Here is a 26,253-nt window from a genome sequence, read left to right on the forward strand (position 1 = left end):
CTGTTGCAGCAGTCGGGTCTTTTTTATGTCCGAATGCGGGACTCACCAGAATTGCACTGGAGCACACAGGCCGGTACCAGCAGCTTTGTGCGAGACCCTTATCCCGCGTGTGGTCTTATATAAATAGGAGGCCTTTATCTGGACTTCCTCCACATTCCCGCAGAGAAAGACGGATAAAGCGATGAGGGATTGCGGCAGGTACCGCCACAGGTGCCGCGCTTGGCACCAAAAGCAACGCCAAAGCGGAACGGAAATGCCAAAATTTTGCCTTGGTAACTACGCTTTTTTCGGGGTCGGCGAGCCCGCGGCGTGTGGGGCGGGGGTCGTCACAGTACCTTTTGCCGTCGTCGCCTGTTGCAACGCATTTCCCCGCCCTCAGCGCGACGATGCCGAGAGGGGGAGGGCGCAACACAGCCAGACGCAGATACGCCGCTCTCGTGCGATGTATGCGCCTGGCTGTGGTATTGTGTTATAACTTCGTCAGCAATTCCGCATGGCTATACCCCTTAACGCCCTTGGTCATCATGCCGAGGAAGTCATCACGCGAGAAATCAGAGAGCCGGAATACTTCTTCGGGTTTCATTCCGAGCTGTTTGCCGATCTCCTGAACGGACTTGCCCTCGTCCAGCAGCCGCTTTACGATGGCTTTCATCGGCTCAAGCAGATGTGTACCGCGAGCGCGGTTGTGTGTGACGGTGCCGTAAATATCCTCGGTCGCGTCATCATGCCGCACGATTACCACCGGCACCTTGCCTTTGAGCATGGTGTGCAGCGGCTCCTCTCCGGCCACGGTCCAGCGGTGAAAGCCGTCGATGATGGTGTAGTCGGGACGCACAACGATGGGAAGCGTCCAGCCATTGGTCATGATCGATTGCACCAGCAGTTTCAGATTCTCACGGTTGACCTTGTTGGGGTTGTAGTCATTGGGCTTGAGCTGCTCCCGGTCTACCCATTGCAGGGAGGATAACGGGGCGAACAGATCCGCGTCAGCCATTTGCCTCACCTCCCTTCCGGAAGCGCTTGGCGTAATCAGCGTAGGCGCAGGATATGTCCTGATAGATGGCGCGCAGGGTGCGGAGCTTGGGATCTCCAGCAGTCAGACCGCCGTACATTTTCTTGTAGTCGCGCGGCCGCGCCATTCCGTCCATCTGAATGAACATCTTGCGGTACTGCTTGGCGATCTTGCGCTTATGCTCCGTATTGAAGAAGTCTCCCGGGCGGACGAACAGCATCTCCTTCAGGAGCGCACGGTAGTCCTTGGTGTCCTCGCCCTCCAGCTCCCGGCGCTTCCTTGTGGTGCGGTGGAACATTTCGCTGTCCCAGTACAGCATGGCAAGGTAGGCGTTCGGCTCACGCCGGAGGACACGCTCCATGAGCGATGGGTCATATTCGCCCAGGTGTACCAGCACGGGTACGGTATCAACGGAGAAGAACTGCGACACGCGCAGCTGATTCCGATTGACGCCGACCTGATACATCTGCAGGTAGACCTCGGGGACTTCGATGCGCTGATCTCGCAGGTACAGCCAGACATCCGCCGTCTTCCAGTCGTAGATGGGATAGATGGTGTTCGTGCCGGTGATGCCCTTTGCGCCCATATTCAGAGCCGCCATGTATTGGAGCCGCTGAATGGACTCTGCCGCGCGGACGCCGGTGATCATAATGCCGTCCATCGTCACGCGGGGCAGGAAGGATTGATAGTTGTCGATCCTTGGCCGGAGCTGCGGGTGATTGCGGATGGCAAAGGGCGGCGGCTGCCGCACCCAGACATCGCGCTTGCGCCGATCCCAGCAGACGAAGGTTTCATCGCTGGACAGCTCATTGAGACAGCTGAAATGCTTGACCTCGATGCACCACCATTGAAACTTGGCGCCGGCAAGCAGGAACTTCTTTCGCCACGCCTTGGTCGTCGCTTCAATGGAATCGAAGATTGCCTCCTCGTCCACGAAAAGGACGGTCAATTGCGAGGGATTGATCTCTCCGGCCTGGATCAGCTTATAGGTCAGGTCGGCAAGAACGATACTGTCCTTGCCGCCGGAAAATGAGAGGTATACGGGGACGCCATTGGAAAATACATTCTTGATCCGCTGGCGCGCCGCAGTCACAACGTCGATGTCTGAGCTGATGCGCTTTACAGCCATATCCGCTCACCACATTTCGGGCAGAGGATAAACCTCTTGGCGGGCTCGGTGGAAGACGCCGCGCCGCTCTGCACGGGTGCGACTTCCTCAGCCTGCGCCGCAGCAGCTTCTTCCCGGGCGGCGTATTTCTCGCGCGTCTCGGTGATGGCCGCAGCCTGCTCCGGCTCAATGGTGCCGTACTCAAGCAGGGCGTCGCTGGCTTCGTCAGCCTCCATCACCATCGCACGGAGAAGATCCTCTTCGTAGCCGGGAATGTCCAGGTCATCTTTCAGGTCGAGGATAAAAGCGTCCAGCGCGGCCAGATCGTCAACGCCCAGGTCAAAGACGCGGTTATCGGCCAGCATGAGCTTTTTCTTCTCCGCCTCAGTCAGTCCAGACACGACATAGCAGTCCGCCTCTGTGCGGCCGAGGGACAGCAACGTTTCATACAAGCCGTTGCCGGCGAGAATAACGCCGTCCTCGTCGACCACGATGGGGCGGATCTGACCGAACATTTCGACAGAGCGTCGGAACTCCTTCAGCTGCTTGTCGGTGTGCATTCGGACATTCCGATCCGGTCGCCGCAGCTCGGTCAGAGGCTTCTTTATGACCTTCATGCCTGCACCCCCTTCAAGAAGGCGCGAGCGCTGTCAATCTTTTCAGCCGCCGCAAGGACGATGCTGGGGTCGATATCGTAGACCTCGCGCCAGCCGTTCTCGATGCTGCCCGTCCATTGGCGGGCGGGCCACGGGTGAGTGCCGCACAGATATCCGTTCTTCCAGCCGTAGATCGGCGGAAGCGGGAGCTGATGGTAGTGAATATAGGCAAGGATGTGCTCATGCTTCCACGCAGCGAGCGGGCTGAATCGCGTAACACCTTTGCCATCGGTATAGATATTGCTGTTGCGACCGACATAATTGCCGTCCGCACGGCGACGGCCGAGAATGATGACGTCCAGCTCGTGCGCCTTGAAGTATTCACGCTGCGCTCGGTGCTGCACGATAGAAAACCATCGTCCGGCCGCGGCGGAGTCCTTGGGGAAAAGCATCTCTTGATGCTTCGCCAGCCAGTCGATATCTTGATGCGTGTTGATGACTTCGCAGCCTGCCGGCTTATGCTCCTCGATCCACGCGGCAAAGGCGGGGTATTCCAGGTCGCACACGCCGATCATGCAGTCAGTGACGCCAGCCGCTTCGCACAGTTTGCCAAGGACAATACTGTCCTTACCTGCGCTCCACGCATAGGCCGCAGCCTTACCCTCTGTATGGGCTTTGATGTCAGCAACAGCCGCGGCGGTCAAAGCGTCCAGCTCCTCACGGGAAACGGCGTCCTCGATTGTTGCAACGGCTTCCAGCCATGCGCTGTTGTCGATGCTCTGCTTCCTCCCGAGGCTCATGCCTTCACCGCCTTTCTTGAGGCGATAACGGCGACAAGGCCGCTGGACAGGACGGTCGTCAGACTGCCTGCCGCTTTCACAGCCGGAATGCCGGCGAGATTGCCGTAGGCGAAGATCGGAAGCCCGACACACAGCGCGGTCAGCACACCAGCAAAAACGCCCTTGCCCGTCAGCTTCTTGCCGAGCAGCGTCATGACCGTCGGCAGCAGCGTCGAAGCGCGGAGCGTTCCGTAGAACAGGAATAGGTATGTCACCGTCAGGCCGGGAATGTTGGCGATGGCGATAGCCACGATCAGCAGGCAAAGCATGGTGCGGCGCGAAGTCTGCACCGTGTCCTTCCCAATGCCGAGCCAGTCTGTCGTGAGCGACGCTGCCGCGCAAAGGTTGCTATCCACTGTGGAGAGCAGGCCGGAGATAATCATAAACAGAAACGGGACCAGCACCCATGTCGGAAGCAGCGAGGAGACGAATTCAAAGTTGACCATGCCGGTGTCGCTGGCCACAAAGCCGGATCCAGCGGCAAGGAAGCCCACCGTTCCCATGCAGATCGGAACGAGCGCAAACAAAAGCGCACCGGCAAAAAACGATCTGCCGATGCGGTCGCGCCTGATTGCGAAAGCTCGCTGCCAGAAGCACTGATCCCCGAATGGGCCGGAGATCAGACCGACAGCCATCGGCAGACCGTAGCCAAGCAGGACCTCAATGCCCGTGGAGGAGGTGAGCGAAGTATATTCTCCAGAGACAGCACCGAGCCCTGCCCGTACCGTGTCAAAGCCGCCGGTCATGCGAAGGCTCAGAACGACCAGCAGAGCGCCACCCATGAGAATAATGCCCAGCTGGACGACATCAGTGATGATGGAGGCTTTCAGCCCAGAGAAGCGGGAGTAGGAATATGCGATAGCTGCCAGGGCGAGCGTCATGCTCCAGAATGGCAGTCCCGTAATGAGGGCCAGCGTCTTTCCCCCAGCGAGCAGCTGCACTGCCGTTGAAAGAACGGCCAGCGCGCCGAGTTGGAAGGAGTAGACGCCCTTGACCTTGCCGGAGTGATAGCGCTCCGCCATGTAGCCGGTCAAGGTGATGCCCTCCGGGTACTGCGCCCGAATCCTTTTTGCAAAGGGGATAAACAGGATCAGGCACAGCACATTCGGTACCGTAAACCAGAACATCCCCGGGATGCCGCGAGTATAGGCCATCTCCGAGGAAGTGAACAGTGAGGGAGCCCAAATCCAAGTGGCGGCGATGCTCATGGCGGCAATCACCGAGCCGATGCGCCGGTCCGCCACATGGAAGCCCTCTGCGTCGGTCGTCTTTCGGGTGAACATCAGCGTGACGCCGATCATTAGCACCGCATAGACGGCCAGAATGACAATTCCGAACATTTTGGAAATCTCCTTTTATGATGTCACCGCTGCCCTCTGCTGGCGAACATCGGACCCGGTGCATGACCAGCGCGCAAGGAGTAACGCGCAGGCCTCAACCTCCTTCCCATACGAATGACGGCCACCCCGCGAGGGATGGCCGCCTGGCTTATGTAGGATTTTACGAGTCTAATCCTAATACATGGTGCGGGGAATATCAAGAAACGAGTTGCAACAGCGAAGAACAGCTTTTAACTGCCGAGGTAGCGGTAACACACCATCTTTACCGAATCCTCCGAATTGCGGCCTCCTATGACCGCTGCGACCTCTTTCCATGCGAGTCCTCTCAGGAAGCGCAGCCGGAAGATCAGGCGCGTCTGGTCATCGTCGATGCCTTGAATGAACGGCATGATCTGCCCCTCGCTGGCCTTGACCTCTTCCTCCAGAAATCCGACACGCGCATCCATATCCACAATCTCAGCTGCGAGGTCGCCGACCTTATCCTTTATGCCGGGAGTATGCGGCATACCTGTGAGGGCAGCCGCGCCGGGGCAAGCCGCGTCACGCAAGGACTGTAGCATCTCCCTTGCCCTTGCCAGTTTCTCTATCAGCTCAAAATGCTGATTCAATTCCGAAAGCGTCGTAATAGCTCACCCCAATCTGTTCTTACTTCCTCTTGCCGCCCTGCTGGCTGACAGTCTCTCCAATCTGCATTTGCCGGTATGTTGGCTGCACTACCTCTACCGACACCACACGGGTATCTCCGTATCGCTCCAAATCCTGAGCAATCTGCTCCTTTATGCCAATGGCCTGTCCTGCCGGAGCATTGACGTGAACGGTGATAATGAGCATCATCGCACCGTCTGATAGGTGCGAGCTTTCTTGTTATAGGCCAGATCGACCGGCGCGCCGCAGGAAAGGCAGCTGTAGGTGAAGAAGTCCTCCTCGAAATTCGTCCGGTATTTGAAGTGCTTTCCACACTTGCAGCGGATGTGCGCCGACGTGAGATCGTGCAGCGGCGTCTCTCCGTTGCAGGTTGCGCACCGATAGGACGAGATAGGCTGTTTTGCACAAAAGCCGCGCAGCTCGCCGCATTGTGCGCACCGAATAAGCAGAAATCCCTTGTATGTCTTCGGCGTGGTCTCCTCGGCTTCCGCTCTATCAGGGATAGCCCATGTCTCTTTCGGCCCGAACATAGTCTCCGCGCGGCTGGGCTTTGCACGAAGCGAAGTCGGCTCTGCCTTGTGTATCTCCGGCAGGGAGGCCTTCGTTGCAGCGCCGCGCCACACAGGGCGGCAGTCTATGCCGTTTCCGAGACGGCAATGCCATCTGTTCGCGCCGCTGAACTCCTCTTTCTCTCCGTGCTCACAATATTCGCAGTTGCCGTTCAGCCACAGCAGGGCGGCAATATCGGTCGCGGCGGCGTTGATTGCTTCCTCCGCTCCTGCGAACTCCTGCACCAAGTCAAAAAGGCGACTGTAATCGTCGTACGGAATGCGCCCGTTCTCGTTCAGCTCATTGATAAAATCGAGCAGGTTTTCAAATCGTTCCATAGAAGCTCCTTTTCATTCCATCACCACACAACCGCAGGCTGTGCATCGACCGTGAAAGTGTCCGTTGCTGCGTGCTCTGGCGCCGACCAGCGTATTCTCCCCGCCGCAGGAGGGACAATCCATGCGTACTTCCTCCGGCGGCTTGCTCCACTCCTTTGTGAGCGCATCGGGCAGAAATCTTTGACCGCAGAAGATGCACCGCTCCAAACTGTACGGCATATTCCCACAGGAGGGGCATTCGGGAACTCTGCCTCCGTCATAATCCTCAGTCCACCGCAGCTGCACAGGCTCGGCTTTGCCGTTCTCTTTATCGTCGGCGGCGAGCTGATGTTTGCAGGTGTCGCAGTAAAAGTCCTTTTTGCAGACCAGTCTTTTGTTCCAATGGCAGAACATCGTGACATCCCCGGTATCAATCATTTCTGTCGTCCTCCTTCGGCGGCTCCGGGAGAGGCATCCAATAGGTGACTGCGACATCGTCTCTATCCCCAATGCCGATATGGACACTCCATTTCGCCCTTTCGGTAGCGCACCAGCCCATATAGACGCCCCATCTTTCGTGCCAATACGCGACAACGAGGACATCGCTACGATCTTCCGGTAACCTCTCTTTTACAGATACCCATTTGGGCATCCGTTTTGCCGCAGCATTCAGCTTCAATTCGAGCCGGCCGGAATAGCGCTTGCTATCCTCGAACATCATCCCCATCTTTACGATTTCGTCCGGCATCAACTCTGTTGCTTCGTAAGAAGCCAGCCGCGCCAGCGCGACCTCATACCCACGGCGGCAGTAAAGCCGCCCATCCTCGTCATACCATGTCAGCTTATCCATTGCGTTCCTCCCTCGACTTGAAGCTGCCCGCCGCCCGGCAGCTCCCCCAGTGGGGAGCGAAGCCGGTGCCGGTGGCCTTGTGCGGATCTTCCGTGTACTCACAGGAAATGACCTCGCCGTTAGGCGTGACGATCTTTTTACTGCCGGAGCGGGGCTTTTCGATGTAATAGCGCGGGGTGGCGTCACACGGCATGGACTTCCCTCCGGGTGTTCTGATCCAGACGATAGCCGCGCCGCAGCCTTTGCAGGTAGATGCTCTCATTCGTCGGTCGCCTCCCCGAAAAGCTCATGTGTTCCGTCCTGGAGCGCCTTTTCATCGTCGGACATCTCGTAGCCCAGCTTGACGAGCAGAGCATAGATGCGATCCAGCTTCTCGTTTTCCTCGTGCTTCATGGTGTAGCTGTTCCAGTAGCTGCGGAAATAGCCCTCGGATTTGCCATCACCCAGGCGCGCATAGATCATTCGCAGGAGCGCCTTTTCGGGCGTCTTGCCGATCGCGTCGGTCACGGCCTGGAGCGTAAAAGCGGCATCGTCCTCGCCGTCCTCGTCATCTTCGGCAAGGGTCTCGGCGCCAGTAGCCTGCGCGATCTCCTCTTCGGTGAGCCAGCCGGTATCATCCCAGTATTCGGCGTAGGCCCACAACGCCACGATGTCCGCAAGGCGCTTTTTGATGGCGGCTGCGGAAACGGTAGCCACGAAGTCGGCGCGAAGCTCATAGGCGCGGGCGGTTGCTTCGGACAGTGCCTTTACTGCGGCGTCCTTTCGCTCCTGTTTCAGCTGTTCCTCGCGCTCTTTCGCTTCTTCCTCCGGGGTAAGGGTGGTAGGCTCATCCTTGACCATCAGCACAATATAGCCCCATGTTTCGACGAAGAAGAAATACTCAATGGTATCGGCATCCTCCGGGCGATCCACTTTGACTTCTCCGTTGGTATAGAAGCTATTGACTCTCTTATAGCCGGTCTTGTCGGTGATCTGCGTCGCAAAGGTACTCAGCTGCTCTACCCATAGGGCTTTACGCGCCTCTGCAGCTTCATCATTGATGGCCTGTTTCAGCTTGTACTTGAAGTTCTCAGTGCCGATGTAATCAAGCATTTCGTTCTTGCGCTCCGGGCTTTTCAGCTTGTCCAGCTCCATGTACTCGAAAAGGCTGACGCCGCGCTCCTCGGACTTCTTGAATTTGTCCTTATCCAGCTCCAGGAGCTTCACACGGCGCCGGACGGTGGTAGCGGAAAAGCCGGACTTTTCCGCGATGTCCTCGACGGTATCGCCCATGTCAAGCATCATCTGGAAGCCCTGCGCCTGCTCATAGACCGTCAGATCGGACCGCTGCATATTCTCCGTGAGCATCGTACTCAGCTGCTCCCGCTCCGACATCTCGACCACGACGCAGGGAAGCTCCTCCAAACCAGCCAGCTTTGCGGCCGCAAGACGGCGGTGGCCGATGATGACGCGGTAGCTTTCTCCGTCCCACTTCTTTGTGATTTCCCCGATCAGCGGAACAACGGTGAGGTTTTGGAGTACGCCGTTGACCTTGATGCTCTCGGCCAGCTCGGTCACATCGCCCAAATCTTTGCGGGGGTTATCAGGGTGCTGCCACAGCTTTTTAACCGGAATGTACTTGATTTCTGCCATAAAATGCTCCTTTCTTATGCCGAGCTTTGCCCCTCGGCTGGGACAGTTTATTATTTTCGGCTCATGCCGTTCACGCGGCACCAGTGCCGCTGGGCCTGCTTCTTCCTCGCGGTGCGGCAGGCCGCGCAGAAGCGGTTTTCCTTGCGCTCGTAGAAGGTGCCGCCGCACCGTGCGCAATACTGAGGCTGAATACGCCGGAATGCTGTGCAGCTGTCGCAATCCGTACACCCTGCGGAGCATCCGCCAATGTCGTCCCAATTCATGCACATAAACCGCTGCCAGTAAGGATCATAGCCGAGATCGTTCATGCGCTTACGAAGGACCGTTGCCAGCGCGGATAGGTCGCGCCTGACCTGATGGCAGGTGCGGGAGATATAGAAGCCATGACGGACGTCCATTTCCGGCGCACCGTGCCCCCACGAGCCATCACCGAGCATTTCCCGCACCTTGTCGGCGTTCTCGGTCAGATAATCGTTGTAGACCTTGGATCGGACGCACTTTTCGGAACGGCCGACCGCCTTGCCTATGGCAGCGTAGCTGTCGCCGTGTCGGATGCCGTCTGCCAGTATTTCAAAATCCTCGCTGGTCCATGTGCCACGCTTGCCGGTCAGCTCCATCGAAACAGGGCGATCCTTGATGCCGAGGTCACGGCAACGGCGCGCGATCGCACCGTGAGAACGATGCATCATCTCGGAAATTTCCGCCCATGAGTACCTGTGCTTACTGAGTAGCATCTTCAGCCGAGAGTCCTCGTCCTCTCCCCACGGGTCTTTCCTCTGAATGGCATAGGCCTCAAAGTCTTTCTTGCGCTGCTCGGCTACCCAGCCCGGCTCCTCACCGAGCGCCAACGGCTCCATCTTGGAAAAGTCGATGAAGCTGCGGTATCGCTCGGCCCACTCCCAGAACTCCTCAATGTAGACCACACGAAAGCTGCAGCGGTTGACCTTTTTCGTGTGGACGGGCAAGCCGCGATTTTCGACCCAGCTTTTCATCTTGTAGCCGTAGGAGCTGCTTTCTCCGTTCACCGCCAGCAGGAGTTGATTTAGAGTGACATACTCGCCGGCCATCAATACCGCGCCTAAACCCAGACGCTGAGCTCTGACCTTGACGGCGTTTGTGGTGCGATTGAGTTTCTTTGCGATGGCCGGAACAGAAATCTGCCCCCACTTTTCCATCAAATAATCTTCTTCCTCGGGCTTCCATGTCCGGCTCCCGAGAGGCGGCGGCTGCCGCATTCCATTCCCTCCCATCAAAATAGAGTGAGCTGGCCGGTTTTCGTTTCCGCCAGCGGTTGAGATTGTTCCGGCGGCGCGGCAGGCGTCGGCGGCTCTGCCGGTACCTGCTCTGCCGCGTTCCGAAACAGGAGATCCATTTGCGCCCCGATGCGGCGGTAGTGCCAGACATCGCGGAAATACATCGGCGTGTACCAGACCTGCGGGCCGTCCTTTGGCAGCAGACCGCGGGTGTCGTAGCTGACGGACGGGCGCAGGAGCGAGTCGTCAATGACAACATAGCCAGGGCAGCCGAGCAAGCTCAGTTGGATGTAACACATACACCCGGCGAGGAAATCTATGTCCTGTGCCACAAACAACACCGAGGTCTGGTAGTTGATATGCTGTCTCCTGCACTCGTTGGCGAATGCAACCAGCAGCGCACCGGCTCCGCAGGCGGGGTCGTTCACGGATATCCAGCCCTGCTTTTCTATCCGCGCCGTCATGTCAGGCGCATAGGACATCGCGGACATCGCCCTGCAGACACTGTATGGAGTGAAGAACTGTCCTTTCCATTCATTTCCGAGGCCGAGCGCCATAAAAAGCTCACCGAGGAAGTCCTGCTCGGGATCGCGCTCCAGCTCGGCTACGAGCTCAAGCAACATATCTGCAAAGACTTCCAGCTCCTTGGCGGAATACTTCTCTGCGCGGCTGCGGTACATTTCTTCCCTGGCCTTGACCTGCGGACCTCCCATCGTGTTGGCGATTGCGGTGGCCGACATGATGATGAAGTCCTGCCAGATGTCCCAGCGGGAATACTTCCCGCTCAGCCCTTCTATGAAGCGGACAATATTCTTCTGACTTTCCCCTCTGACGTGCCGCAGGGCGTTTCCCATGACTTAGCCCTCCTTGCCCGCCGCTTTCAGCTCTGCGGCTTCGCGCAGCTGAGGTGCGACCGACTTAACGGCGGCTTGATACCCGGCGTCATACCCGCGTTTCCACACGCGGCTGAGGTAGGCCGCAAGCGTCGCCTTGTCCATGTGCTTGATTGTCTTGTAGTCCTCGCGGCGCATCTGACCGGCAAGCTGCAGGTCGTGTGCGGTATGCTTATTTGCATTCACGGTCGGCATCAATCTTCACCGCCTTCCGTATCGTCAGGCTCGTCGGTGGGGAGGACCTCGCGGCCGTCGGATCCGTTATACGGACCGACGACACCAAGCTCCTCCAGTGCGTCAATCAGACGCGCAGCCTTTGCGTAGCCAACGCTCATACGGCGTTGCAACAGCCCCACAGTCGCTTTATTCTCTGCCCGAACAATGGTAATGGCCCGCTGAATGTCGGGGTCGTCCAGGTCAACCTCGGGGCCATCCTCGCCCTGCATATCCCCCTCGTCCTCCGGCTCCTCGTCGGTATCGCCAGCCTCGTCCTCGTCAATGACCGGCATGAGGCCGCTGCGCAATGCGTTCTTTTCCAGCACATCGCGAAAGAAATACTGCTGCCAGTAGGTAATCATCTTCACCAGAATGGACTCAATCTTGGTGCGGAGCGTCTTGCTGATGGTAAAGGTGCCGCCCGTTACCTTCGTGTCCAGACCGCCGTCCTCGAAGATCCAGGACATGGAGGCGTCGGGGCTGCGGTAGCCGACCTCCTCGACATTCTCCAGCATGGAAATCTGTGCGTCCATGCCCTGTACGGGCTTGATGGTAAAGATGATGGGGTATCTGTCTTTTTCAAAGCGATAGACGAGATCGTGCTCATCGCACAGGCCCTGCATCTTCTTCTTTTGGGCTTCATACATGGAAATTTCGCTCATGGTGGTAACTCCTTTCAATTCAGTTGAGCAGGAGCAGCGTGCCATTCCACGCCGTCTGCACTTGATATTTCTCCAAGTCGGCCTCCGTCACATACTTGCGGCCGAAGTGGTCTTTCATGGTCTTCCAGATGTCCCAGGGGACGCAATAGACCATGCCGGAACTGAAACCGGCGATGACAAAGCAGCGAGCGCCGAGCGCCTGATGCCTGTCCATATAGTCCTGCTGGCTCTGGAGGACGCGGCTCTGCTCCATTCGGTCGGCGGCGGTGAATTTCGCCTCGAACATGACCGTCCTACCGCCCTTGATGGTGCCTTTATAGTCCGGCTGTGCCTGCTTTTCGTAGTAGGCGATGAACTTGCCATTGCCGAGATTTTTCGTGGGGTGCATCGGCTCCGGCGTCTTTTCGATGATCGCATAGCCTTTCTGTGCGTAGTAGGCAAAGGAATCGTCGATGCGGCTCTCAAACTGCTTGCCGCGGGCTTTTGCGATCTTGCCGAGCAGCTGGCGCTTCGGGTCTTTCTTCACAGTCATGAGAGATACCCTCCCAACCATAGCCCACCGGCGAACATTCCCAGCCCGATGCAACCTTGCCGGAGTATCTGGCTCATGGGGATAAGGTCGCAATCGCTGGCGCCGGCAGTTCCGAGGACCAGGAGAAAGCCGAGCGCGGCGATGATGCCGCAGGCTTGCCGAAATCTCTTTCGCGTCATGCTCGTTACCTCCAGATGTATTCGCGGCAGAAGACGTGATCTCCGATCTGCCCCCATACGCGGTCGTTCTCTCCATTGCGGGAGAAGAAAACCACGTCGGCGTCAAGGATCGTATCTCCATACAGAGCGCCGTTGATGGCGTCATACTGCGCTTGCGTCGGCGTCGCGGTGCTGACCGCGTAGATGGTGGAGAACTGGGGAACATCGCCGTCTTCTCCTTGGTGCAGCACATCGTGTACTGAGTCCGGGAAAGCGGAGTGTAGCACGCGGTTGAAAACGACTTCGACAACGGCCTGCTGCCCCTCGGCGCGCTGATTGCCGGCTTCGAGGAATACGACCGCAGCCAGTTCTGCCAGCTCCTCGTCAGTCATTTCGATGTTGACATACCGAGCTGCACGGGCGGGACGATCTTCGGCCCTGGTAACTTGCTCAGCCTCGGCCATTTCTACTTCTAAAAGCCGGACAGGTGCTGTCGTTGCTGGTTTTTCTAACTTGCCGGTCATTTGTGCTGACGCTGCGGTTTCCTCGCTGACACTGATGCGGAGAGCCACGATGCAGGCTAAAACTGCGAGCAGGCAGATAAGCGGCGCCGGCGAAGCCCTCCTTTTTCTTCTTCGTTTCATGTTTTCCCTCCTATCTGCTTCATGCCCGGCCCGACCGCTTTGCGCGGCCCGCTGTTGAGCGCGCTTGTCTGCCGGATGATCGTTTCATATGCGGACTTGAAACCGTCGTAGTTGTAATACTCGTATGTCTTTACGGTGCCGTCGCCAAAGGTGCGCTCTCCTGTTGCAATCAACCGAGAGGGGCCACCCATAGTCTCAATGACGCGCCTGATATCCGTTCCCTCCGACAATCTTGCCACAGCCTCCTCTGGTGTTTTCCCAAAGTCCATATCGAGCTTGAGGTAATTCCACGCCTGATCAATCCGCGCCCTCACTTCGGCCTGCACCTTTTCGGCTTTTTCCTTGAATTCTGCGATAGTCGGCGGGAATTTACACTCGCGCACCAACTTTACAACAGCCTGCTGCCCCGTCCAGAAGTCGATCTCCGGCAAGCAGGTCACCCACAGATTGATGGTAGGGCCGAGCTTTGCGATGCCGCCCTTGAAAACCTCTGCATTCGGATAGGCAAGGAGCATCACGGCGAATATCTCGCTCATTTCCTTGTGCGTCATAGGCTTTCCTCGCTGGCGTACATCTGGTGGAGCTGCTGCAGGTCGTCCATAGCGCTCCCGCTGGTGCTCGATCGGCTGCCGTTGCCGGCACGGATGCCCCAGCGTTCACGGCTGCACTTCCGAATGACAAGATTCCAGTCGCGCCACTTGTTCTTGTTGCCGTGCATTTGAGCGGACTCGTCTATGTAGTCGATGCAGCGCGTCAACTCTTCTTCGCCGAGGTCGTCGATCAGCCGGGCGTATTCCTCTTCGGTGAGCCGCACCCATCCATGCGCGCCGTGCTTATGGCGGGGGACCTCGGGGTGGCCATCTTCTGCAGCGTTATACTGCGCCGTTACGGTAGAGCGCTCGTTGTAGCGCGCTGCCAGGTACTCGCGGAAACGATCGTTCTTGACCTTGCGAATCTCGCCCAGCAGCGGCTTGTTGAGCTTTTCGGACGTCGACCAGTTGTATCGACACCAGTTAAGGATCAGCAGCTCCTTGGTCTGCGCGCTGTACCGAATGACATTGTGCGCGCTATCCAGGCGTTTCAGCAGGCGCTCCACGGAATCGTTGTTGTACCCTGTCTCGTTGGCAATTTGCTTGATGCTGACCTCGTAACAGCCGCAGAGATTGGTGTGCGGATTGGTCATGCAGTAGAGATAGATGTACCGATCCTCGGGCGTAAAGTCATCGACGACCTTGCTGTCCGTCCAAAAGTCCATGCTGATATTCCGATAGCTCGCCATAGTGTTCACCTCCTTCGGTGGGCTGTCGCCCGGTTCCCCGGGCGACCGTTTCAGAATGGCAGCTCTCCATCATCCTCGCCGACTTCACTAAAGTCACCGTAGTCAGAGGCGGGATATCCACCAGGAGCAGTGCCGCCATAAGAGCCGCCCGGCGCACCGTAGCCCTGGCTCTGCTGAGGATATCCGCCCTGCGGCGCGTAACCGCCCTGCTGATAGCCGCCTCCGTCACCGTCGCGTTTGGAATCCCCAAAGTAAACATTGTCGGCTACAATCTCGGCGGATCGGCGCTTGTTGCCGTTGTTGTCCTGCCAGTCGCGGATCTGCAGTCGCCCCTCGACGATCGCCATGCGTCCCTTGCTGAAATATTTGCAGACGAATTCAGCGGTCTGGCGCCAGGCAACGATGTCGATGAAATCCGTTTCCTTTTCCCCGGACTGGCTTTTGAAATCGCGGTCGCAGGCGACGGAGAAGCTGGTCACAGAAAGGCCGGACTGCGTACGCCGCAATTCTGGGTCGCGGGTCAATCGACCCATGACGATGATCTTATTCAGCATCGGCCGTATCCTCCGGCTCGTCAGCGTTTCGCAGCACCAACATCTTCATGCGGAACAGCGCACTGCGCGCCTGCTGAATGGCATCGAGAACTCTATCGACATTGTAGCTGTTCTCACCCTTGATGGTCGCTTCCAGCACATCGCGCTCAGTTTCAGCGCGGATCAGCTCCTCGTAGCGATCCTGCGGAACGAGGACAAAGCCGGGGTCAAGCATCAGATCAGCGACCAGCTCAGCGGGGGTCTTTTTGGTATCTTCCATAACGGTCTCCTTTCGTTTCTTTCTCAATGATTTCGATAGCCTTGCGGCACTGGCCGACATCAAACATTCCGATGTGGGTCTTCTCCACAGGCAAGCCCATCTTCTGGGCTAGCCACGCATAGGCAGCGTTGCGATGACCGCGAAAGCGGCCATACTTCCACAGAGGGTCAAATACGGCGTGTGCAGCCTTTTTCCAATTCCGCAGTTCCGCATTGGCCAGCCGACCGAGGGGCTTGTCCGTTCCCTTATGAACGCCAACATAAGCCATGCAGTTCCGGCAGAGGTAAATCTTGCCGTAGCTCTTGCCGTAGATGACCTTGCTGTCGACATACTCAGTCTCTCGACCGCAGTAGTCACAATAAACTTTGCGCAATGAATTCGTCCTCCTCTTCATCAAAGAAGCCCTCGGAGGCATCTTTGGGTGGGTATCTTGTCTGAATTTCCGCTTCAAACAGTTCGATATACTTTAAGGCGATCCTATCGAAAGGCTCATCATAAAGCGGCATATTCCCCTTGAGCATTGAGATGCAATTTCGGATATGACGGCTATCCATCTTGCGAATGCTGATGCTGCTCCCGTCCGAGGTAATCCACACCTTGGCGCCGATAGCTCCATAGAAGCGGCACACCTGGTCCTTCCGGTCTTGCTCCTCGAGTGCTTCGGCAATCAGCATTTCAGTCATAAGTTCTTCGCCATAGCTCATCGACCCCATTCCTCCTTGTATCTGGCAATCTGCTCGGGGGTGTCGGTTTCGATGCCGACCTCCTGGCACTCGGAAATGATGCCGTCCAGAAAGACACTCATTTCTTTCGTGGAATATTCGCTGGTGCCTTTGATCGCCCGGTAATGAATGAACTTCTTCCCCTCGACATAACCGACGCCAGTTTCTGCGTAGTGCCGCGCCACCAGTGCAGGCGGTACGCCCTCCCGTAGGGAAAACAGTACCTTGCACTCGTTCCCGGCCTCGTCGGTGTATGTCTCGCCGGTGCCGTAGCGCCGGAGCATTTCCTCGTAAACAGAGTCCTTGTCCGACTTCACCGCGACGGCCAATTTCTCAATCAGCGACCACGCGTAGCTGTTCGCGTTGAGGCTTCGGGGGATGACGCGCCTTTTGATGGAGAATGTGATCTCCTGATCGCCGAGCGCATCCCACAGCTTCTTGCAGCTCTCTCTGGTCGTGATGGTCAGGACGCTTTCGCCGGTGCGAGAGAACGACCAGTCTTTCAGCTTGCCGTTCATAATGCAGCCCACTTCTCCTGATAGACCTGCATCAGATCCACTGCCCGGAGCCAGTCGAAGAAGTCGGAAATGACAGGGAAGATGCTGGGAGCGTCCTCACGGCGGTACGTTTCCGGCCATACATCGCGCCCGTTGCTGGCGATGTAGGTAAACTGCCGCGCTTCGGGGATTAACTCGAAGTAGGTGGGGTGCTGGGTACTGCCGAAATATTTTCCAGCGTCATAGCTCTTGGTGAACTTGACGTCGATGATTTCCCCGGCTTTCAAGCAGTCCAGACGGCCGTACAGCAGCAGGCTCACGCCGCCGACTTCGACAACCTTCTTGGCCTTGTACTGGAGGATGCCCTCGGCGCACCGTCGAGCGACCTTTTCGGCAGCGGCATACCACTGATTGTTCGGATCGCCGCGGCCGTTGATAATGCTCGTCACCAAATCTTCAAAGTCGATGCCGTTCTGCATGGCCTCGGTGGTAGGCGTCGGCTCCCGGCGCAGCGTCAGCATAAACTCCGCCATCGGGTCGCGCTCCGTTGTCATATCCTCATAGGGGTTGCCCTTCATGGTGTAGAGCCAGGACGACAGCAGCGAATGGGTCATCAGGTAGCGTCCCATTTACTCAGCTCCCTTCTCCTCTCCGGGCGCTGCCGGCGCGGGCGTGTACTTTTTCAGCACCTTATCGTAGAACAGGCCGCACTCCTTAACCTTCTTGTTCCAGAGGACGCCCAGCTCCTTGTTGGAGGTCAGCGCGTGCTTAATGGCCTGATATTTCGGCATGGCGGCGTTGGCGGTGTCGGCATCGACAATGCCGGCGATGATGGCCGTGCCCTCAACCATCGCGGCCTCGTATGCCGCCTGATCAACAGCGTTCTGCTCGACCTCGGCAGTGGCCTTGGCGTTGTACTCGGCGAACAGCTTCGTCAGGAAGTCGTTAGGGCTGGTCGGGCCGAGTGCGGGGATCTTGCGAATGCCGGAGATGCCGCGCGTCCCCTTGGCGAAATACCTCTCGCAGTTGGAGAAGCCGATGGTGCGGTCATTGCCGTAAATCTCCACGAAGCCGCCCAAGTCCATAGGCTCCCAGACATTGTTTTTTGTCTGCCCCTCGACCTTGATGCGGAGGCGGGTGTTGTCGCCGTCCTTTTCCTCGGTGGCGTGGAATACAATGACGATGTTCTTCTGCAGCTCATAGAAGCAGTAGTCCATCAGCCGGACGAACTCCTTACCGACGAAGCCATAGCCCTTGAGAGAGAGGCTGCCGTCGCGCTGGCCATACTTCGGGTCTTTCTTGATAGCCCACAGGGACATGAGGGAAATGAGCTTGCCGCCGGTATCAAAGACGAGGGTATCGAAGTCCTGAAGATTGATGGGGGTGAGGTCGCCAAGGATCTCGTCGTAGCTCTGCGGCTGGATGTACGGCTTGCGGTAGCGCGGCTCGATGCGGTCGATGCCGAAATCGACGTCAATGTGCAGGGGATTGGGGGCGGACAGTGCCAGAGTGGATTTTCCGATGCCGGGATAACCGGCGATCAGCATGCGGATTTTCTTTGCGCCCTCCTGGATGTCGTTCGGGTTTCTAATCATGGTGATAGCTCCTTTCAGTTGGTAGCGGCTTCGCGCCGCAGAGTGATGATTTCGTGGCACCGGAAACCGAAATTGCTTTCCCGGTACATTCCGGTCAGCTTGAACTTCTCCTCGTCATAGATGCTGGAGCAATTCACTAAGCCCTCGGTCTTATCGGGGTGATAGGCGCGGAACGCGGCACAGGCCGCGTGAGAGTCCGGGGCTTCGACCTCAGTCCAGCCGCCGAAAAACGGCTGACCGTCCGTGCCGTAGGTAAAATAGAACTTTGCCATTATCGCGCCTCGCTTTCCCACTTGATGCCGCCGCCGCTCAGACTGACGGCCATTGCGCCGAGGAATTTGACGTCGTCCTCGTCCAGCCCGATAAAGTCTCTCTCGCCAGGCGTGGTGAAGCCTTCTTTGAGAATCACGATGTTTCCGACAATGGGATTTCCGTGGCGCACGGTATCGTAGAGAATGCAGCCGAACAAATTGAGCGGCAGACCGTGCAGCAGTCCTTCCTCGTTGACGACCATGCAGAACGGATCGGGCAGGCCCTTCGGGTGTACGACCTCGATCCATCCGCCGACAGCCTTTCCGATGGTCTCATAGGCAGGCTCGCCGAACTCCCTGACCTGCATCTTGTTTTCGGTAGTGATAACCAGTCCTTTCATCAATGCTCCTTTCCGGGGAAGCACTCCGGCTCCTCCCATGCGTCGGACTGCTTGATGCAGATATCGCAGCCGACGATATTCAAATCTTTGTCTCTGAAAATTTCCTCGCACTCTTCACCACAGACGGGGCAAATCGGGAAGGTCGGCTCCTTGCCGTCCGGGTAGCCGGTGCGCTCCATGTTTTGGATAACGGGGTGGTCTGGCAGATCGTAGTTCATTCGGTTTCACCTGCCTCTGCGATGTAGCGGCGGACGGTGGCGGTCAGCCAGTCCTGTGTGGTGGCGTAGCCCTCAGCCGCTATCAGCCGTTGCAACTCCTCGTAGTCGGCGGTTTCAAGCCTTGCCGAGATACGACAGGTCAGCCGGTGCGCGTCCTTTTTGGCCGTCTTACGGCTCTCTACCAGCTCCGGTGCGAAGTGCGCGTAGAGCGCCGCCATCGCGTCCGGCCGCAGGCTCACACCGTAGGCGTCTCCGTTCTCGCACTTGCTCTGAACGGTCTTGTCGTACTTGGGGTAGATGGCTTGTACCACCGCGACCATATCCTTGGCCGGTATCTGCTTGGAAAGCCGGAGCTCTCTCAACTCTTCTGCCACGGTTGCACCTCCTTTGTTCTTGACGAGGCTCGACCCGGCTGGTAAACTGTGTACGGGTATCCATTTGCCTGAGTCCGTTCCCGTTGCGCCGGGGCGGACTCTTTTTTCGTTTCCGCGCGGCAATCACAGGCTTCACCCGGGTCATTATTGCTCCCGCAAAGCGGGCAAGTCCGGTAATATGCCATTCTTTCAACTCCCTTCATTTTGCGGATCTGCCTGCGCGTCTGGCTGCGGTTTTTGCGTCCAGCGCTTCGCGTCCACCTGGCTGCCGAAGTATTCCGTGGATCAGATCCAGCGTCGCTGCGGCGAGGTTGTCCCGTACAAAATCAGGAATCTCCGCCGTGTTGATATGTACTTCGTTCACCAGCTCGCTTTCCTCGGTTGGCGTAAGCCTTGCGACCTGCATCGGAACCTCCTCTCTCCCATTAGTTCAAAGCTATTGAACTTCAATGGTAAAAAAATAAGCAGGAATGTCGGAATCGCCAATCTCCAGCAGAGAACAGGCCTTGGAAATCTCCGGCTGCTTAAACGGTACTTTGCTGTTGAGCTTCAGAGAAAGGCTGCGCTCAGACATTCCCATCGCGCCGGAAAAGCGAGCCTGCGTTCCAAACTTTTCGGTGATGCGACCCAAGAGCTTGCTGTAATCGTACGCCATTTTTATCCTCCTTTCAGCTTGTTCAAAAGTTCAATTTCCTTGAACCTGTCGTTAGAATACCATACGCCTTGATGATTTGCAACACATTTTTTCAAAAAAGTTGAACTTTTTTTCTTTTCGCTATTGAACTTTTGTTCAAAGCCCTTTATAATGATGTCATCTGCAAGGGGAGGATAGACCGATGAAAGAGTACAACACTTCTCAGCGTTTGAAGCAAATCATGGACATCAAGAAGATGCGCCAGGTCGATATTCTTCACGCTGCAGAGCCTTATTGCAAACGGTTTGACGTAAAGCTCAACAAGAACGATTTGAGCCAGTATGTCTCAGGGAAGACCCTTCCCGGGCAGGACAAGCTTACAATCCTCGGCCTCGCACTCGGCGTTTCCGAGGCCTGGCTTATGGGATATGATGTCAGCATGGAAAGAAGCGTAACGCCCACCGCTGAAACGAGCGATGGGCGCACAAAAGAGTATATTGAGCTATTCGAGCTGCTGACCCCGGAAAAACAAGATATCATCATCAATGTGATAAAAGGGCTTTTAGCTGGCTGATTATCATATCCTGCTGGCTTTCGGAAAGCTTTGAAAACAGCTCGGCCGCGAGCAGCGTTTTCAATATGCTCCTCGCTACTGCTTCCGATTGATGATCGTGTCCCATGCCCGGACTCCTTTCTTTGCAAAATTGCCATCTACGGCATCGTTATTCTATCAAAATTTATGCAGTTTCGCTTTGAAAAGATATATTATCACTTTCGACTGACTTCGCATCGTGGTATGGTGTAGGAGCGGGAGTTTGAGAAGCGAGGAGGTAAACATGAAAAGAGTGTTCAAAGGCTGGCCAGTTTTCTTATGCTGTGTATTGGCATTATCATTAGCTGGGTGCTCGTCCGAAGTCCAAGAAAGTGCCTCTGTCGACCAGGAGCTGCAAGCCCACGAAGATAGCCTTTCTTCTATGCTGTCTGGAGTTGTACCTGTTTTATCTCTGTCCGTCGGAGAAGAAGACGGCATATATAGCCTCCGTGTTTCCGTTGGAACCTCCGGGAGAGAATCATCTTTCGGGGACTATGTACTGGCAACGCGCGAAGCATTTGAAACTGAGTTCGATGCCGATTCCCGAGATTGTTTTTCTGTTAGCATGGCTGTGACTGGAAACTCAATGCTCCGTTTCAGCAGTGATGTCTATTCTGATGAGGCTGATACAATAAGTGGTCTATTTTCTGATACGAGATCTGGCTCTGTGGTAACCACCCAGATTTCAAGTCTCGACGATTTATTCGAGAAGTTCCCCGCAGCGCGCTTATATGCGGAAAATCATAAAATCGAACAATAGATACCCTATAGATATGGTATCTATACCGTATCTATAGGGTAGCGATACATCGCGTGCGCGCGTGCGTGTGCGCGCGATCGTGCGCGCACTGTCTCTGTACCTGTATCTGTATCTGAGACTGTATCTGTAATCTGTTTCTGATTCTGAATATCTACTACTGCAAATCTATCGTTAGAAGGGGGTGGCGCTGTTGCCAAGAAAACCTGCAAAGCACCCGGCGAAACCGAAGCGGGGCAAGAAGCTGGAAATCGAAGAGCCGGGCGTTCTCTACGGTCGGTACAGCAGCCACAACCAGAAGGACATTTCCGTAGAGCAGCAGTTTGAAAAGGGCTACGAGCTGGCGGTGGAGTATGGCATCAGGATCATTGACACCTATGCCGACCGCGCCGTTTCTGGCCGCACCGACAAGCGCCGTGACTTCCAGCGCATGATGACTGACGCTGCAAAAGGGAAGTTCCGCTATGTAATCGCGTGGAAGTCTAACCGCATGGGGCGCAATATGCTGGAGGCTCTGATCAACGAAGCTCGGCTTCAGGATCTTGGCGTTCGTGTTCTCTATGTGGAGGAGGATTTCGACGATACTGCGGCTGGACGCTTCGCCGCCCGCTCGATGATGAATGTCAACCAGTTCTATTCCGAGAACATGGCCGAGGACATCAAGCGCGGCCTATATGACAACGCCGCGAATTGCATGGTGGCGAACGGCCATCTGCCCTACGGCTATAAAGCGGACGAAACGCTGCACTATGCCATCGACGAGCCGAAGGCTGCGGTTATCCGGGAGATATTCACTCGCGTTTCCTGCGGTGAGGCTTTCGTTGATATCATGGCCAGCCTGAATGCCCGTGGAATCAAGACCTCGTACGGTCGCCCGTGGGGGCGGTCGAGCTTTCAGAAGATCCTTTCCAACGAACGGTATCGCGGCATCTATATTTACGGCGATGTCCGCAAAGAGGGCGGCATCCCGAGGATTATCAGCGACGAGCTTTACTTCAAGGTCCAGGAGGTGATCACCACGAAGAAGAATCCGCAAGGGCGTCACCGCGTCAATGGTGACTATCTGCTTACCGGCAAGCTGTTCTGCGGGCATTGTAAAAGCCCCATGACTGGCGTCTCCGGCACCGGACGCTCCGGCAACCTGCATTACTACTACGTCTGCCAGAAGCGTCGAACGGAAAAGACCTGCGATAAAAAGAATGTGCGCCGAGATGAAATTGAGCTGCAGGTCGCCCAGGCCATCAAGGACTATGCTCTGAAGGACGATGTTATCGAGTGGATCGCCGACAGCACGGTCGCCTACAATGAGCGCAAGGAAGCCGAGAGCAAGGTCGGCATTTTGGAAGACCAACTCGCCGGCACGGAGCATGGCATAAAAAACATCATGTCCGCCATCGAGCAGGGCATCATCACCGAAACCACGAAAAGCAGGCTGGTCGAGCTGGAGTCTGAGCGCGCTACCATCAAAGCTAATATCGCAGCGGCTCGGGCAGACATCGTGACTGTCAGCCGCGATGACATTATATCCGGCTTGGAGATGTTCCGAGATGGCGATGTTCACGATAAGAAGTACCAAGCGCGCCTATTTGACACATTCCTGGTCGCGGTGTATGCTTATGACGATGATCTGCGGCTGGTGTTCAGTTTCTCCGGCAATAAAAATACAATCCAGATCCCAATAGAATCCGCAGTTAACGCAGTAGAGAATAACGAGGCTGAGTGTTCGTTTAAGCTCTGCTCTGCTCCACCAAAAGAAATGGACATGACTTTTCGTCATGTCCATTTCTTTTGGCGGTAGAGCTTTTTCACACATCCCCCATCCTCGCGAAAGAGCGGTCCCGGGTGTCATATCCGGGACCGCTGTTGTTTAAAGCTGATTTTACACGTTGAAGCGGAAGTAGATCATGTCACCGTCCTGAACCACATACTCCTTGCCTTCGCTGCGGAGCTGGCCCTTCTCCTTGGCGGCGTTGACACCGCCGTACTTGATCATATCATCATAGGCAATGACCTCCGCCCGGATGAAGCCCCGCTCGATGTCAGTGTGGATTTTACCGGCGGCCTGAGGGGCCTTGGTGCCCTTTTTGATGGTCCAGGCGCGGCACTCATCCTTGCCGTAGGTCAGGAAAGAGATAAGGCCCAGCAGGGAGTAGCTACACTTGATGAGCCGGTCCAGACCGGATTCCGCAATGCCCAGCTCGTCCAAGAACATCTGGCGGTCCTCGCCCTCCAGCTCAGCGATGTCCTGCTCCAGCTTGGCACAGATGGGCAGCACCTCGCTACCCTCCGCTTCTGCCAGCGCACGGACCTTCTTCAGATACTCGTTGCCCTCCTGATTGGCGAAGCCGTCCTCGTCCATGTTGGCGGCGTAGATGATGGGCTTGAGGGTCAGCAGGTCGGAGGTGGAGATCAGGGCCTTGTCATCATCGGAGCAGTCAAAGGTCCGGGCAGACTTGCCGCCGTCCAGATGCTCCGCCAGGGCCTTGAATACATCCACCTCATGAAGGAACTTCTTGTCGCCCTTGGCGGCCTTCTGGGCCTTGTCCACACGGCGCTGGACCATGTCCAAATCCGCCATGATCAGCTCCATATCGATGGCCTCAATATCCCCCACGGGATCTACGGGCACGTTGGTGCCGGCGTCTGCCACCACGTGCATGATGTTTTCGTCATCAAAGCAGCGGACCACATGGACGATGGCATCGGTCTCGCGAATATTGGCCAGGAACTTGTTGCCAAGGCCCGCACCCTGACTGGCGCCCTTCACCAGACCGGCGATGTCCACGAACTCAATGACCGCCGGGGTCTTTTTGTCCGGCTCATAGATCTCTGCCAGCTTGTCCAGCCGTGCATCCGGCACTGCTACCATGCCCACGTTGGGGTCAATGGTGCAGAAGGGGTAATTGGCGCTCTCGGCACCGGCGTTGGTGATGGCGTTGAACAGGGTGGACTTGCCAACATTCGGCAGTCCCACGATACCTAATTTCATAAAGCAAATTCTCCTTTTGCTGTTGTTTGGCGTTTTCTAATAGCACATTTTATCATCCTATTGGGAAAAGCGCAAGTAGGGCGGGGGGAAAAGACTGCTGCTGATGACGTTGAAACGACAGCTATATCATCGGGGACAGCCAACCGGTAAGGCTTCGTAGCGCCGCCTACGGCTGCCGGTCTTATGGAACATGACCGGCGAAACAGTCTGGTTGGCGTAAAGCTCAATAAAGGTGCAAAGGGCATAACAAAACCCTGTAACCGTTGAGATTACAGGGTTTTGTGTGGCGGAGAAGGAGGGATTCGAACCCTCGAGACCCTTTAGGAGCCTACATGATTTCCAATCATGCGCCCTCGACCAACTAGGCGACTTCTCCATAGCTGTGTCCAGCGCTTTTCCGCTATGCACTTGTTGCCTTGAACAGACAGCGATATTATTATAACAGAGACTTTAAAAAAGTCAAGCCCTTTTCTGTATTTCTCTTGAGAAATTTGCGCTTTTTGCCGGAACCCTTGCGGCGAGCGGCTTTGCGCCTGCCAAGAAAGCGACAGATTTTCTGCAGCGGTGAGGAAGCGTGTGCGCGGCCACCCCAAAAAGGGTGCTGCGTTATTGAAATCAAAAAGCTTTAGAACAGTTGTAAAGCTCTGAAAATAGACTCAGCAGAGAGAAAAGACTTTTTCTACACGCTGAAGCGGCATGGCAGAACGCCATGCCGCTTCATGATGCTTGAAAACTTACTTGTGGTCAACGGCAGACATGTGACGGATCAGCTCCACCATCTTGTTGGAGTAGCCGCACTCGTTGTCGTACCAAGAAACGACCTTCACGAAGGTGTCGGTCAGAGCGATACCAGCCTTCTTGTCGAAGATGGAGGTGCGGGAATCGCCCAGGAAGTCAGAGGAAACAACTTCCTCATCGGTGTAACCCAGAACGCCCTTCAGCTCGCCCTCGGAAGCGTCCTTCATGGCCTTGCAGATATCCTCATAGGTGGCGGGCTTAGCCAGCTTGACGGTCAGGTCCACAACGGAAACGTCCAGAGTGGGAACACGCATGGACATACCGGTGAGCTTGCCGTTCAGTTCGGGGATAACCTTGCCGACAGCCTTGGCAGCGCCGGTGGAGGAGGGGATGATGTTGCCGGTAGCAGCACGGCCGCCGCGCCAATCCTTCAGGGAAGCGCCGTCCAGCAGCTTCTGAGTGGGAGTGACAGAGTGAACGGTGGTCATCAGGCCTTCCACGATGCCGAACTTGTCATTCAGAACCTTGGCAATGGGAGCCAGGCAGTTGGTGGTGCAGGAAGCGTTGGAGACGAAGGTCATGTCGCTGGTGTACTTATCCAGGTTGACGCCGCAGACGAACATGGGGGTGTCATCCTTGGAGGGAGCGCCCATGATGACGTGCTTGGCACCAGCGTCGATGTGGCCCTGGCAGAGCTCCTTGGTCAGGTGTTTGCCGGTGCACTCGCAGATGTACTCAGCACCCACGGAAGCCCAGGGAATGTCCTTGACCTCCATAGAGGTGAAGACGGGGTACTTCTTGCCGTTGACGATCAGACCGCCGTCATAAGCCTCGACAGTGCCGGGGAACTTGCCGTGAACAGAGTCATACTTGAGCATGTAAGCCATGTACTCGGGGTTCATGAAGGGATCGTTCAGAGCGACAACCTCAACATCGTCATGAGTCAGGGCAGCGCGGAAAGTGAGACGGCCGATGCGGCCAAAGCCATTGATACCAATCTTCGTGAGCATGGGAAAACTCCTTTCAATATTGAAAAAACTTTAAAAGATTAAAGAATCGTTTGCGCAAACGATTATTTCTTTGCTTTTACTATCTTATCATGGACGATAAAAAATGGCAATCAGCATTTTGCATAACATTCTGAGAG

Annotated in this window: 39 protein-coding genes and 1 tRNA gene; 3 read left to right on the forward strand and 37 right to left on the reverse strand. The window is 56.3% G+C overall.

Features of this window, described 5'->3' with window-relative positions:
• Positions 1 to 469 precede the first annotated feature (469 nt).
• The 34 genes from H8Z83_RS00130 to H8Z83_RS00295 all read right to left on the reverse strand — a co-directional run bounded on the left by H8Z83_RS00130 (position 470) and on the right by H8Z83_RS00295 (position 20,051).
• A complete protein-coding gene (locus H8Z83_RS00130; protein WP_055270154.1) occupies positions 470 to 994 on the reverse strand; it encodes an IbrB-like domain-containing protein in 525 nt (174 codons plus the stop codon).
• Positions 987 to 2,141 (reverse strand): phosphoadenosine phosphosulfate reductase domain-containing protein, encoded by a 1,155-nt coding sequence (locus H8Z83_RS00135; protein WP_055270156.1) that lies wholly within the window; start codon positions 2,139 to 2,141, stop codon positions 987 to 989. Before H8Z83_RS00135 ends, H8Z83_RS00130 begins: the two co-directional genes overlap by 8 nt.
• A complete protein-coding gene (locus tag H8Z83_RS00140; RefSeq protein ID WP_118358608.1) occupies positions 2,132 to 2,737 on the reverse strand; it encodes a ParB/Srx family N-terminal domain-containing protein in 606 nt (201 codons plus the stop codon). The genes H8Z83_RS00135 and H8Z83_RS00140 overlap by 10 nt, the downstream gene beginning before the upstream one ends.
• The gene (locus H8Z83_RS00145; RefSeq protein ID WP_187013180.1) at positions 2,734 to 3,516 is read right to left on the reverse strand and encodes a phosphoadenosine phosphosulfate reductase domain-containing protein; all 783 of its coding nucleotides are present in this window, start codon (positions 3,514 to 3,516) and stop codon (positions 2,734 to 2,736) included. Before H8Z83_RS00145 ends, H8Z83_RS00140 begins: the two co-directional genes overlap by 4 nt.
• Positions 3,513 to 4,895, reverse strand: a complete 1,383-nt coding sequence (locus tag H8Z83_RS00150) for a sodium:solute symporter family protein (protein WP_118358612.1) — start codon at positions 4,893 to 4,895, stop codon at positions 3,513 to 3,515. The genes H8Z83_RS00145 and H8Z83_RS00150 overlap by 4 nt, the downstream gene beginning before the upstream one ends.
• 230 nt (positions 4,896 to 5,125) lie before the next feature.
• Positions 5,126 to 5,455 carry a hypothetical protein gene (locus H8Z83_RS00155; RefSeq protein WP_147356518.1) on the reverse strand — a complete coding sequence of 110 codons (330 nt, stop codon included), beginning with the start codon at positions 5,453 to 5,455 and terminating at the stop codon, positions 5,126 to 5,128.
• 85 nt (positions 5,456 to 5,540) lie between these two features.
• Complete coding sequence (locus H8Z83_RS00160) at positions 5,541 to 5,729, reverse strand: hypothetical protein (RefSeq protein ID WP_187013181.1); 189 nt, start codon at positions 5,727 to 5,729, stop codon at positions 5,541 to 5,543.
• On the reverse strand, positions 5,726 to 6,427 hold the full coding sequence (locus H8Z83_RS00165) for a hypothetical protein (protein WP_187013182.1): 702 nt from the start codon (positions 6,425 to 6,427) through the stop codon (positions 5,726 to 5,728). Before H8Z83_RS00165 ends, H8Z83_RS00160 begins: the two co-directional genes overlap by 4 nt.
• Positions 6,428 to 6,439: 12 nt before the next feature.
• On the reverse strand, positions 6,440 to 6,844 hold the full coding sequence (locus H8Z83_RS00170; RefSeq protein ID WP_187013183.1) for a hypothetical protein: 405 nt from the start codon (positions 6,842 to 6,844) through the stop codon (positions 6,440 to 6,442).
• Positions 6,837 to 7,256: a DUF551 domain-containing protein gene (locus H8Z83_RS00175; protein ID WP_187013184.1), complete on the reverse strand. Its 420-nt coding sequence runs from the start codon at positions 7,254 to 7,256 to the stop codon at positions 6,837 to 6,839. Before H8Z83_RS00175 ends, H8Z83_RS00170 begins: the two co-directional genes overlap by 8 nt.
• A complete protein-coding gene (locus H8Z83_RS00180) occupies positions 7,249 to 7,518 on the reverse strand; it encodes a hypothetical protein (protein ID WP_187013185.1) in 270 nt (89 codons plus the stop codon). The genes H8Z83_RS00175 and H8Z83_RS00180 overlap by 8 nt, the downstream gene beginning before the upstream one ends.
• Positions 7,515 to 8,888 carry a ParB/RepB/Spo0J family partition protein gene (locus H8Z83_RS00185; RefSeq protein WP_187013186.1) on the reverse strand — a complete coding sequence of 458 codons (1,374 nt, stop codon included), beginning with the start codon at positions 8,886 to 8,888 and terminating at the stop codon, positions 7,515 to 7,517. The genes H8Z83_RS00180 and H8Z83_RS00185 overlap by 4 nt, the downstream gene beginning before the upstream one ends.
• 50 nt (positions 8,889 to 8,938) lie before the next feature.
• Entirely contained in the window at positions 8,939 to 10,123 is a 1,185-nt protein-coding gene (locus H8Z83_RS00190; RefSeq protein ID WP_187013187.1) for a hypothetical protein, read from the reverse strand.
• Positions 10,124 to 10,137: 14 nt separating this feature from the next.
• On the reverse strand, positions 10,138 to 10,995 hold the full coding sequence (locus tag H8Z83_RS00195) for an N-6 DNA methylase (RefSeq protein WP_187013188.1): 858 nt from the start codon (positions 10,993 to 10,995) through the stop codon (positions 10,138 to 10,140).
• 3 nt (positions 10,996 to 10,998) lie between these two features.
• A complete protein-coding gene (locus tag H8Z83_RS00200) occupies positions 10,999 to 11,220 on the reverse strand; it encodes a hypothetical protein (protein ID WP_187013189.1) in 222 nt (73 codons plus the stop codon).
• 8 nt (positions 11,221 to 11,228) lie between these two features.
• Complete coding sequence (locus tag H8Z83_RS20030) at positions 11,229 to 11,912, reverse strand: DNA translocase FtsK (protein ID WP_301332339.1); 684 nt, start codon at positions 11,910 to 11,912, stop codon at positions 11,229 to 11,231.
• 19 nt (positions 11,913 to 11,931) lie between these two features.
• The gene (locus H8Z83_RS00210) at positions 11,932 to 12,444 is read right to left on the reverse strand and encodes a Holliday junction resolvase RecU (RefSeq protein WP_187013191.1); all 513 of its coding nucleotides are present in this window, start codon (positions 12,442 to 12,444) and stop codon (positions 11,932 to 11,934) included.
• Positions 12,441 to 12,623, reverse strand: a complete 183-nt coding sequence (locus H8Z83_RS00215; protein WP_118358636.1) for a hypothetical protein — start codon at positions 12,621 to 12,623, stop codon at positions 12,441 to 12,443. The genes H8Z83_RS00210 and H8Z83_RS00215 overlap by 4 nt, the downstream gene beginning before the upstream one ends.
• A gap of 5 nt (positions 12,624 to 12,628) precedes the next feature.
• A complete protein-coding gene (locus tag H8Z83_RS00220) occupies positions 12,629 to 13,246 on the reverse strand; it encodes a cell wall hydrolase (protein WP_187013192.1) in 618 nt (205 codons plus the stop codon).
• Complete coding sequence (locus H8Z83_RS00225; RefSeq protein WP_187013193.1) at positions 13,243 to 13,797, reverse strand: replicative helicase loader/inhibitor; 555 nt, start codon at positions 13,795 to 13,797, stop codon at positions 13,243 to 13,245. Before H8Z83_RS00225 ends, H8Z83_RS00220 begins: the two co-directional genes overlap by 4 nt.
• Positions 13,794 to 14,525 (reverse strand): hypothetical protein, encoded by a 732-nt coding sequence (locus tag H8Z83_RS00230; RefSeq protein ID WP_187013194.1) that lies wholly within the window; start codon positions 14,523 to 14,525, stop codon positions 13,794 to 13,796. Before H8Z83_RS00230 ends, H8Z83_RS00225 begins: the two co-directional genes overlap by 4 nt.
• A gap of 50 nt (positions 14,526 to 14,575) precedes the next feature.
• Positions 14,576 to 15,079, reverse strand: a complete 504-nt coding sequence (locus H8Z83_RS00235) for a single-stranded DNA-binding protein (protein ID WP_187013195.1) — start codon at positions 15,077 to 15,079, stop codon at positions 14,576 to 14,578.
• A complete protein-coding gene (locus tag H8Z83_RS00240) occupies positions 15,069 to 15,338 on the reverse strand; it encodes a hypothetical protein (RefSeq protein WP_187013196.1) in 270 nt (89 codons plus the stop codon). Before H8Z83_RS00240 ends, H8Z83_RS00235 begins: the two co-directional genes overlap by 11 nt.
• Complete coding sequence (locus tag H8Z83_RS00245) at positions 15,310 to 15,711, reverse strand: DUF3268 family zinc-finger domain-containing protein (RefSeq protein WP_147574083.1); 402 nt, start codon at positions 15,709 to 15,711, stop codon at positions 15,310 to 15,312. Before H8Z83_RS00245 ends, H8Z83_RS00240 begins: the two co-directional genes overlap by 29 nt.
• Positions 15,692 to 16,042, reverse strand: coding sequence for a hypothetical protein (locus H8Z83_RS00250; protein WP_118729337.1), 351 nt, complete (start codon positions 16,040 to 16,042; stop codon positions 15,692 to 15,694). The genes H8Z83_RS00245 and H8Z83_RS00250 overlap by 20 nt, the downstream gene beginning before the upstream one ends.
• Complete coding sequence (locus H8Z83_RS00255; protein ID WP_187013198.1) at positions 16,039 to 16,578, reverse strand: hypothetical protein; 540 nt, start codon at positions 16,576 to 16,578, stop codon at positions 16,039 to 16,041. The genes H8Z83_RS00250 and H8Z83_RS00255 overlap by 4 nt, the downstream gene beginning before the upstream one ends.
• On the reverse strand, positions 16,575 to 17,186 hold the full coding sequence (locus H8Z83_RS00260; protein ID WP_187013199.1) for a hypothetical protein: 612 nt from the start codon (positions 17,184 to 17,186) through the stop codon (positions 16,575 to 16,577). The genes H8Z83_RS00255 and H8Z83_RS00260 overlap by 4 nt, the downstream gene beginning before the upstream one ends.
• Positions 17,187 to 18,152 (reverse strand): ATP-binding protein, encoded by a 966-nt coding sequence (locus H8Z83_RS00265; protein WP_118358652.1) that lies wholly within the window; start codon positions 18,150 to 18,152, stop codon positions 17,187 to 17,189.
• Between the two features lie 14 nt (positions 18,153 to 18,166).
• On the reverse strand, positions 18,167 to 18,424 hold the full coding sequence (locus H8Z83_RS00270; RefSeq protein WP_187013200.1) for a hypothetical protein: 258 nt from the start codon (positions 18,422 to 18,424) through the stop codon (positions 18,167 to 18,169).
• Positions 18,424 to 18,804, reverse strand: coding sequence for a DUF3846 domain-containing protein (locus tag H8Z83_RS00275; protein ID WP_158574561.1), 381 nt, complete (start codon positions 18,802 to 18,804; stop codon positions 18,424 to 18,426). Before H8Z83_RS00275 ends, H8Z83_RS00270 begins: the two co-directional genes overlap by 1 nt.
• Positions 18,804 to 19,022 carry a hypothetical protein gene (locus tag H8Z83_RS00280; protein WP_118729333.1) on the reverse strand — a complete coding sequence of 73 codons (219 nt, stop codon included), beginning with the start codon at positions 19,020 to 19,022 and terminating at the stop codon, positions 18,804 to 18,806. The genes H8Z83_RS00275 and H8Z83_RS00280 overlap by 1 nt, the downstream gene beginning before the upstream one ends.
• The gene (locus tag H8Z83_RS00285) at positions 19,019 to 19,333 is read right to left on the reverse strand and encodes a hypothetical protein (RefSeq protein WP_187013201.1); all 315 of its coding nucleotides are present in this window, start codon (positions 19,331 to 19,333) and stop codon (positions 19,019 to 19,021) included. Before H8Z83_RS00285 ends, H8Z83_RS00280 begins: the two co-directional genes overlap by 4 nt.
• Before the next feature lie 262 nt (positions 19,334 to 19,595).
• On the reverse strand, positions 19,596 to 19,802 hold the full coding sequence (locus H8Z83_RS00290) for a hypothetical protein (RefSeq protein ID WP_187013202.1): 207 nt from the start codon (positions 19,800 to 19,802) through the stop codon (positions 19,596 to 19,598).
• A gap of 30 nt (positions 19,803 to 19,832) precedes the next feature.
• Positions 19,833 to 20,051 (reverse strand): DUF739 family protein, encoded by a 219-nt coding sequence (locus H8Z83_RS00295; RefSeq protein ID WP_147574074.1) that lies wholly within the window; start codon positions 20,049 to 20,051, stop codon positions 19,833 to 19,835.
• 181 nt (positions 20,052 to 20,232) lie between these two features.
• Here H8Z83_RS00295 and H8Z83_RS00300 point away from each other — a divergent pair, with 181 nt between their 5' ends.
• The 3 genes from H8Z83_RS00300 (at position 20,233) to H8Z83_RS00310 (ending at position 23,177) form a co-directional block, all read left to right on the forward strand.
• Complete coding sequence (locus H8Z83_RS00300; RefSeq protein WP_187013203.1) at positions 20,233 to 20,604, forward strand: transcriptional regulator; 372 nt, start codon at positions 20,233 to 20,235, stop codon at positions 20,602 to 20,604.
• 262 nt (positions 20,605 to 20,866) lie between these two features.
• Positions 20,867 to 21,382: a hypothetical protein gene (locus H8Z83_RS00305; protein WP_187013204.1), complete on the forward strand. Its 516-nt coding sequence runs from the start codon at positions 20,867 to 20,869 to the stop codon at positions 21,380 to 21,382.
• Between the two features lie 190 nt (positions 21,383 to 21,572).
• Positions 21,573 to 23,177, forward strand: a complete 1,605-nt coding sequence (locus tag H8Z83_RS00310) for a recombinase family protein (RefSeq protein ID WP_243184664.1) — start codon at positions 21,573 to 21,575, stop codon at positions 23,175 to 23,177.
• An 81-nt stretch (positions 23,178 to 23,258) separates the two neighbouring features.
• Here H8Z83_RS00310 and ychF read toward each other — a convergent pair whose 3' ends face one another.
• From ychF to gap, 3 genes are all read right to left on the reverse strand, one after another.
• Complete coding sequence (gene ychF / locus H8Z83_RS00315) at positions 23,259 to 24,368, reverse strand: redox-regulated ATPase YchF (RefSeq protein WP_187013205.1); 1,110 nt, start codon at positions 24,366 to 24,368, stop codon at positions 23,259 to 23,261.
• 284 nt (positions 24,369 to 24,652) lie between these two features.
• Positions 24,653 to 24,744 (reverse strand) — tRNA-Ser (locus H8Z83_RS00320).
• Between the two features lie 358 nt (positions 24,745 to 25,102).
• Positions 25,103 to 26,116: a type I glyceraldehyde-3-phosphate dehydrogenase gene (gene gap, locus H8Z83_RS00325; RefSeq protein WP_187013206.1), complete on the reverse strand. Its 1,014-nt coding sequence runs from the start codon at positions 26,114 to 26,116 to the stop codon at positions 25,103 to 25,105.
• Positions 26,117 to 26,253 lie beyond the last annotated feature (137 nt).

It is taken from the genome of Dysosmobacter segnis, from assembly GCF_014297285.1.
Classification (GTDB): domain Bacteria; phylum Bacillota; class Clostridia; order Oscillospirales; family Oscillospiraceae; genus Oscillibacter; species Oscillibacter segnis.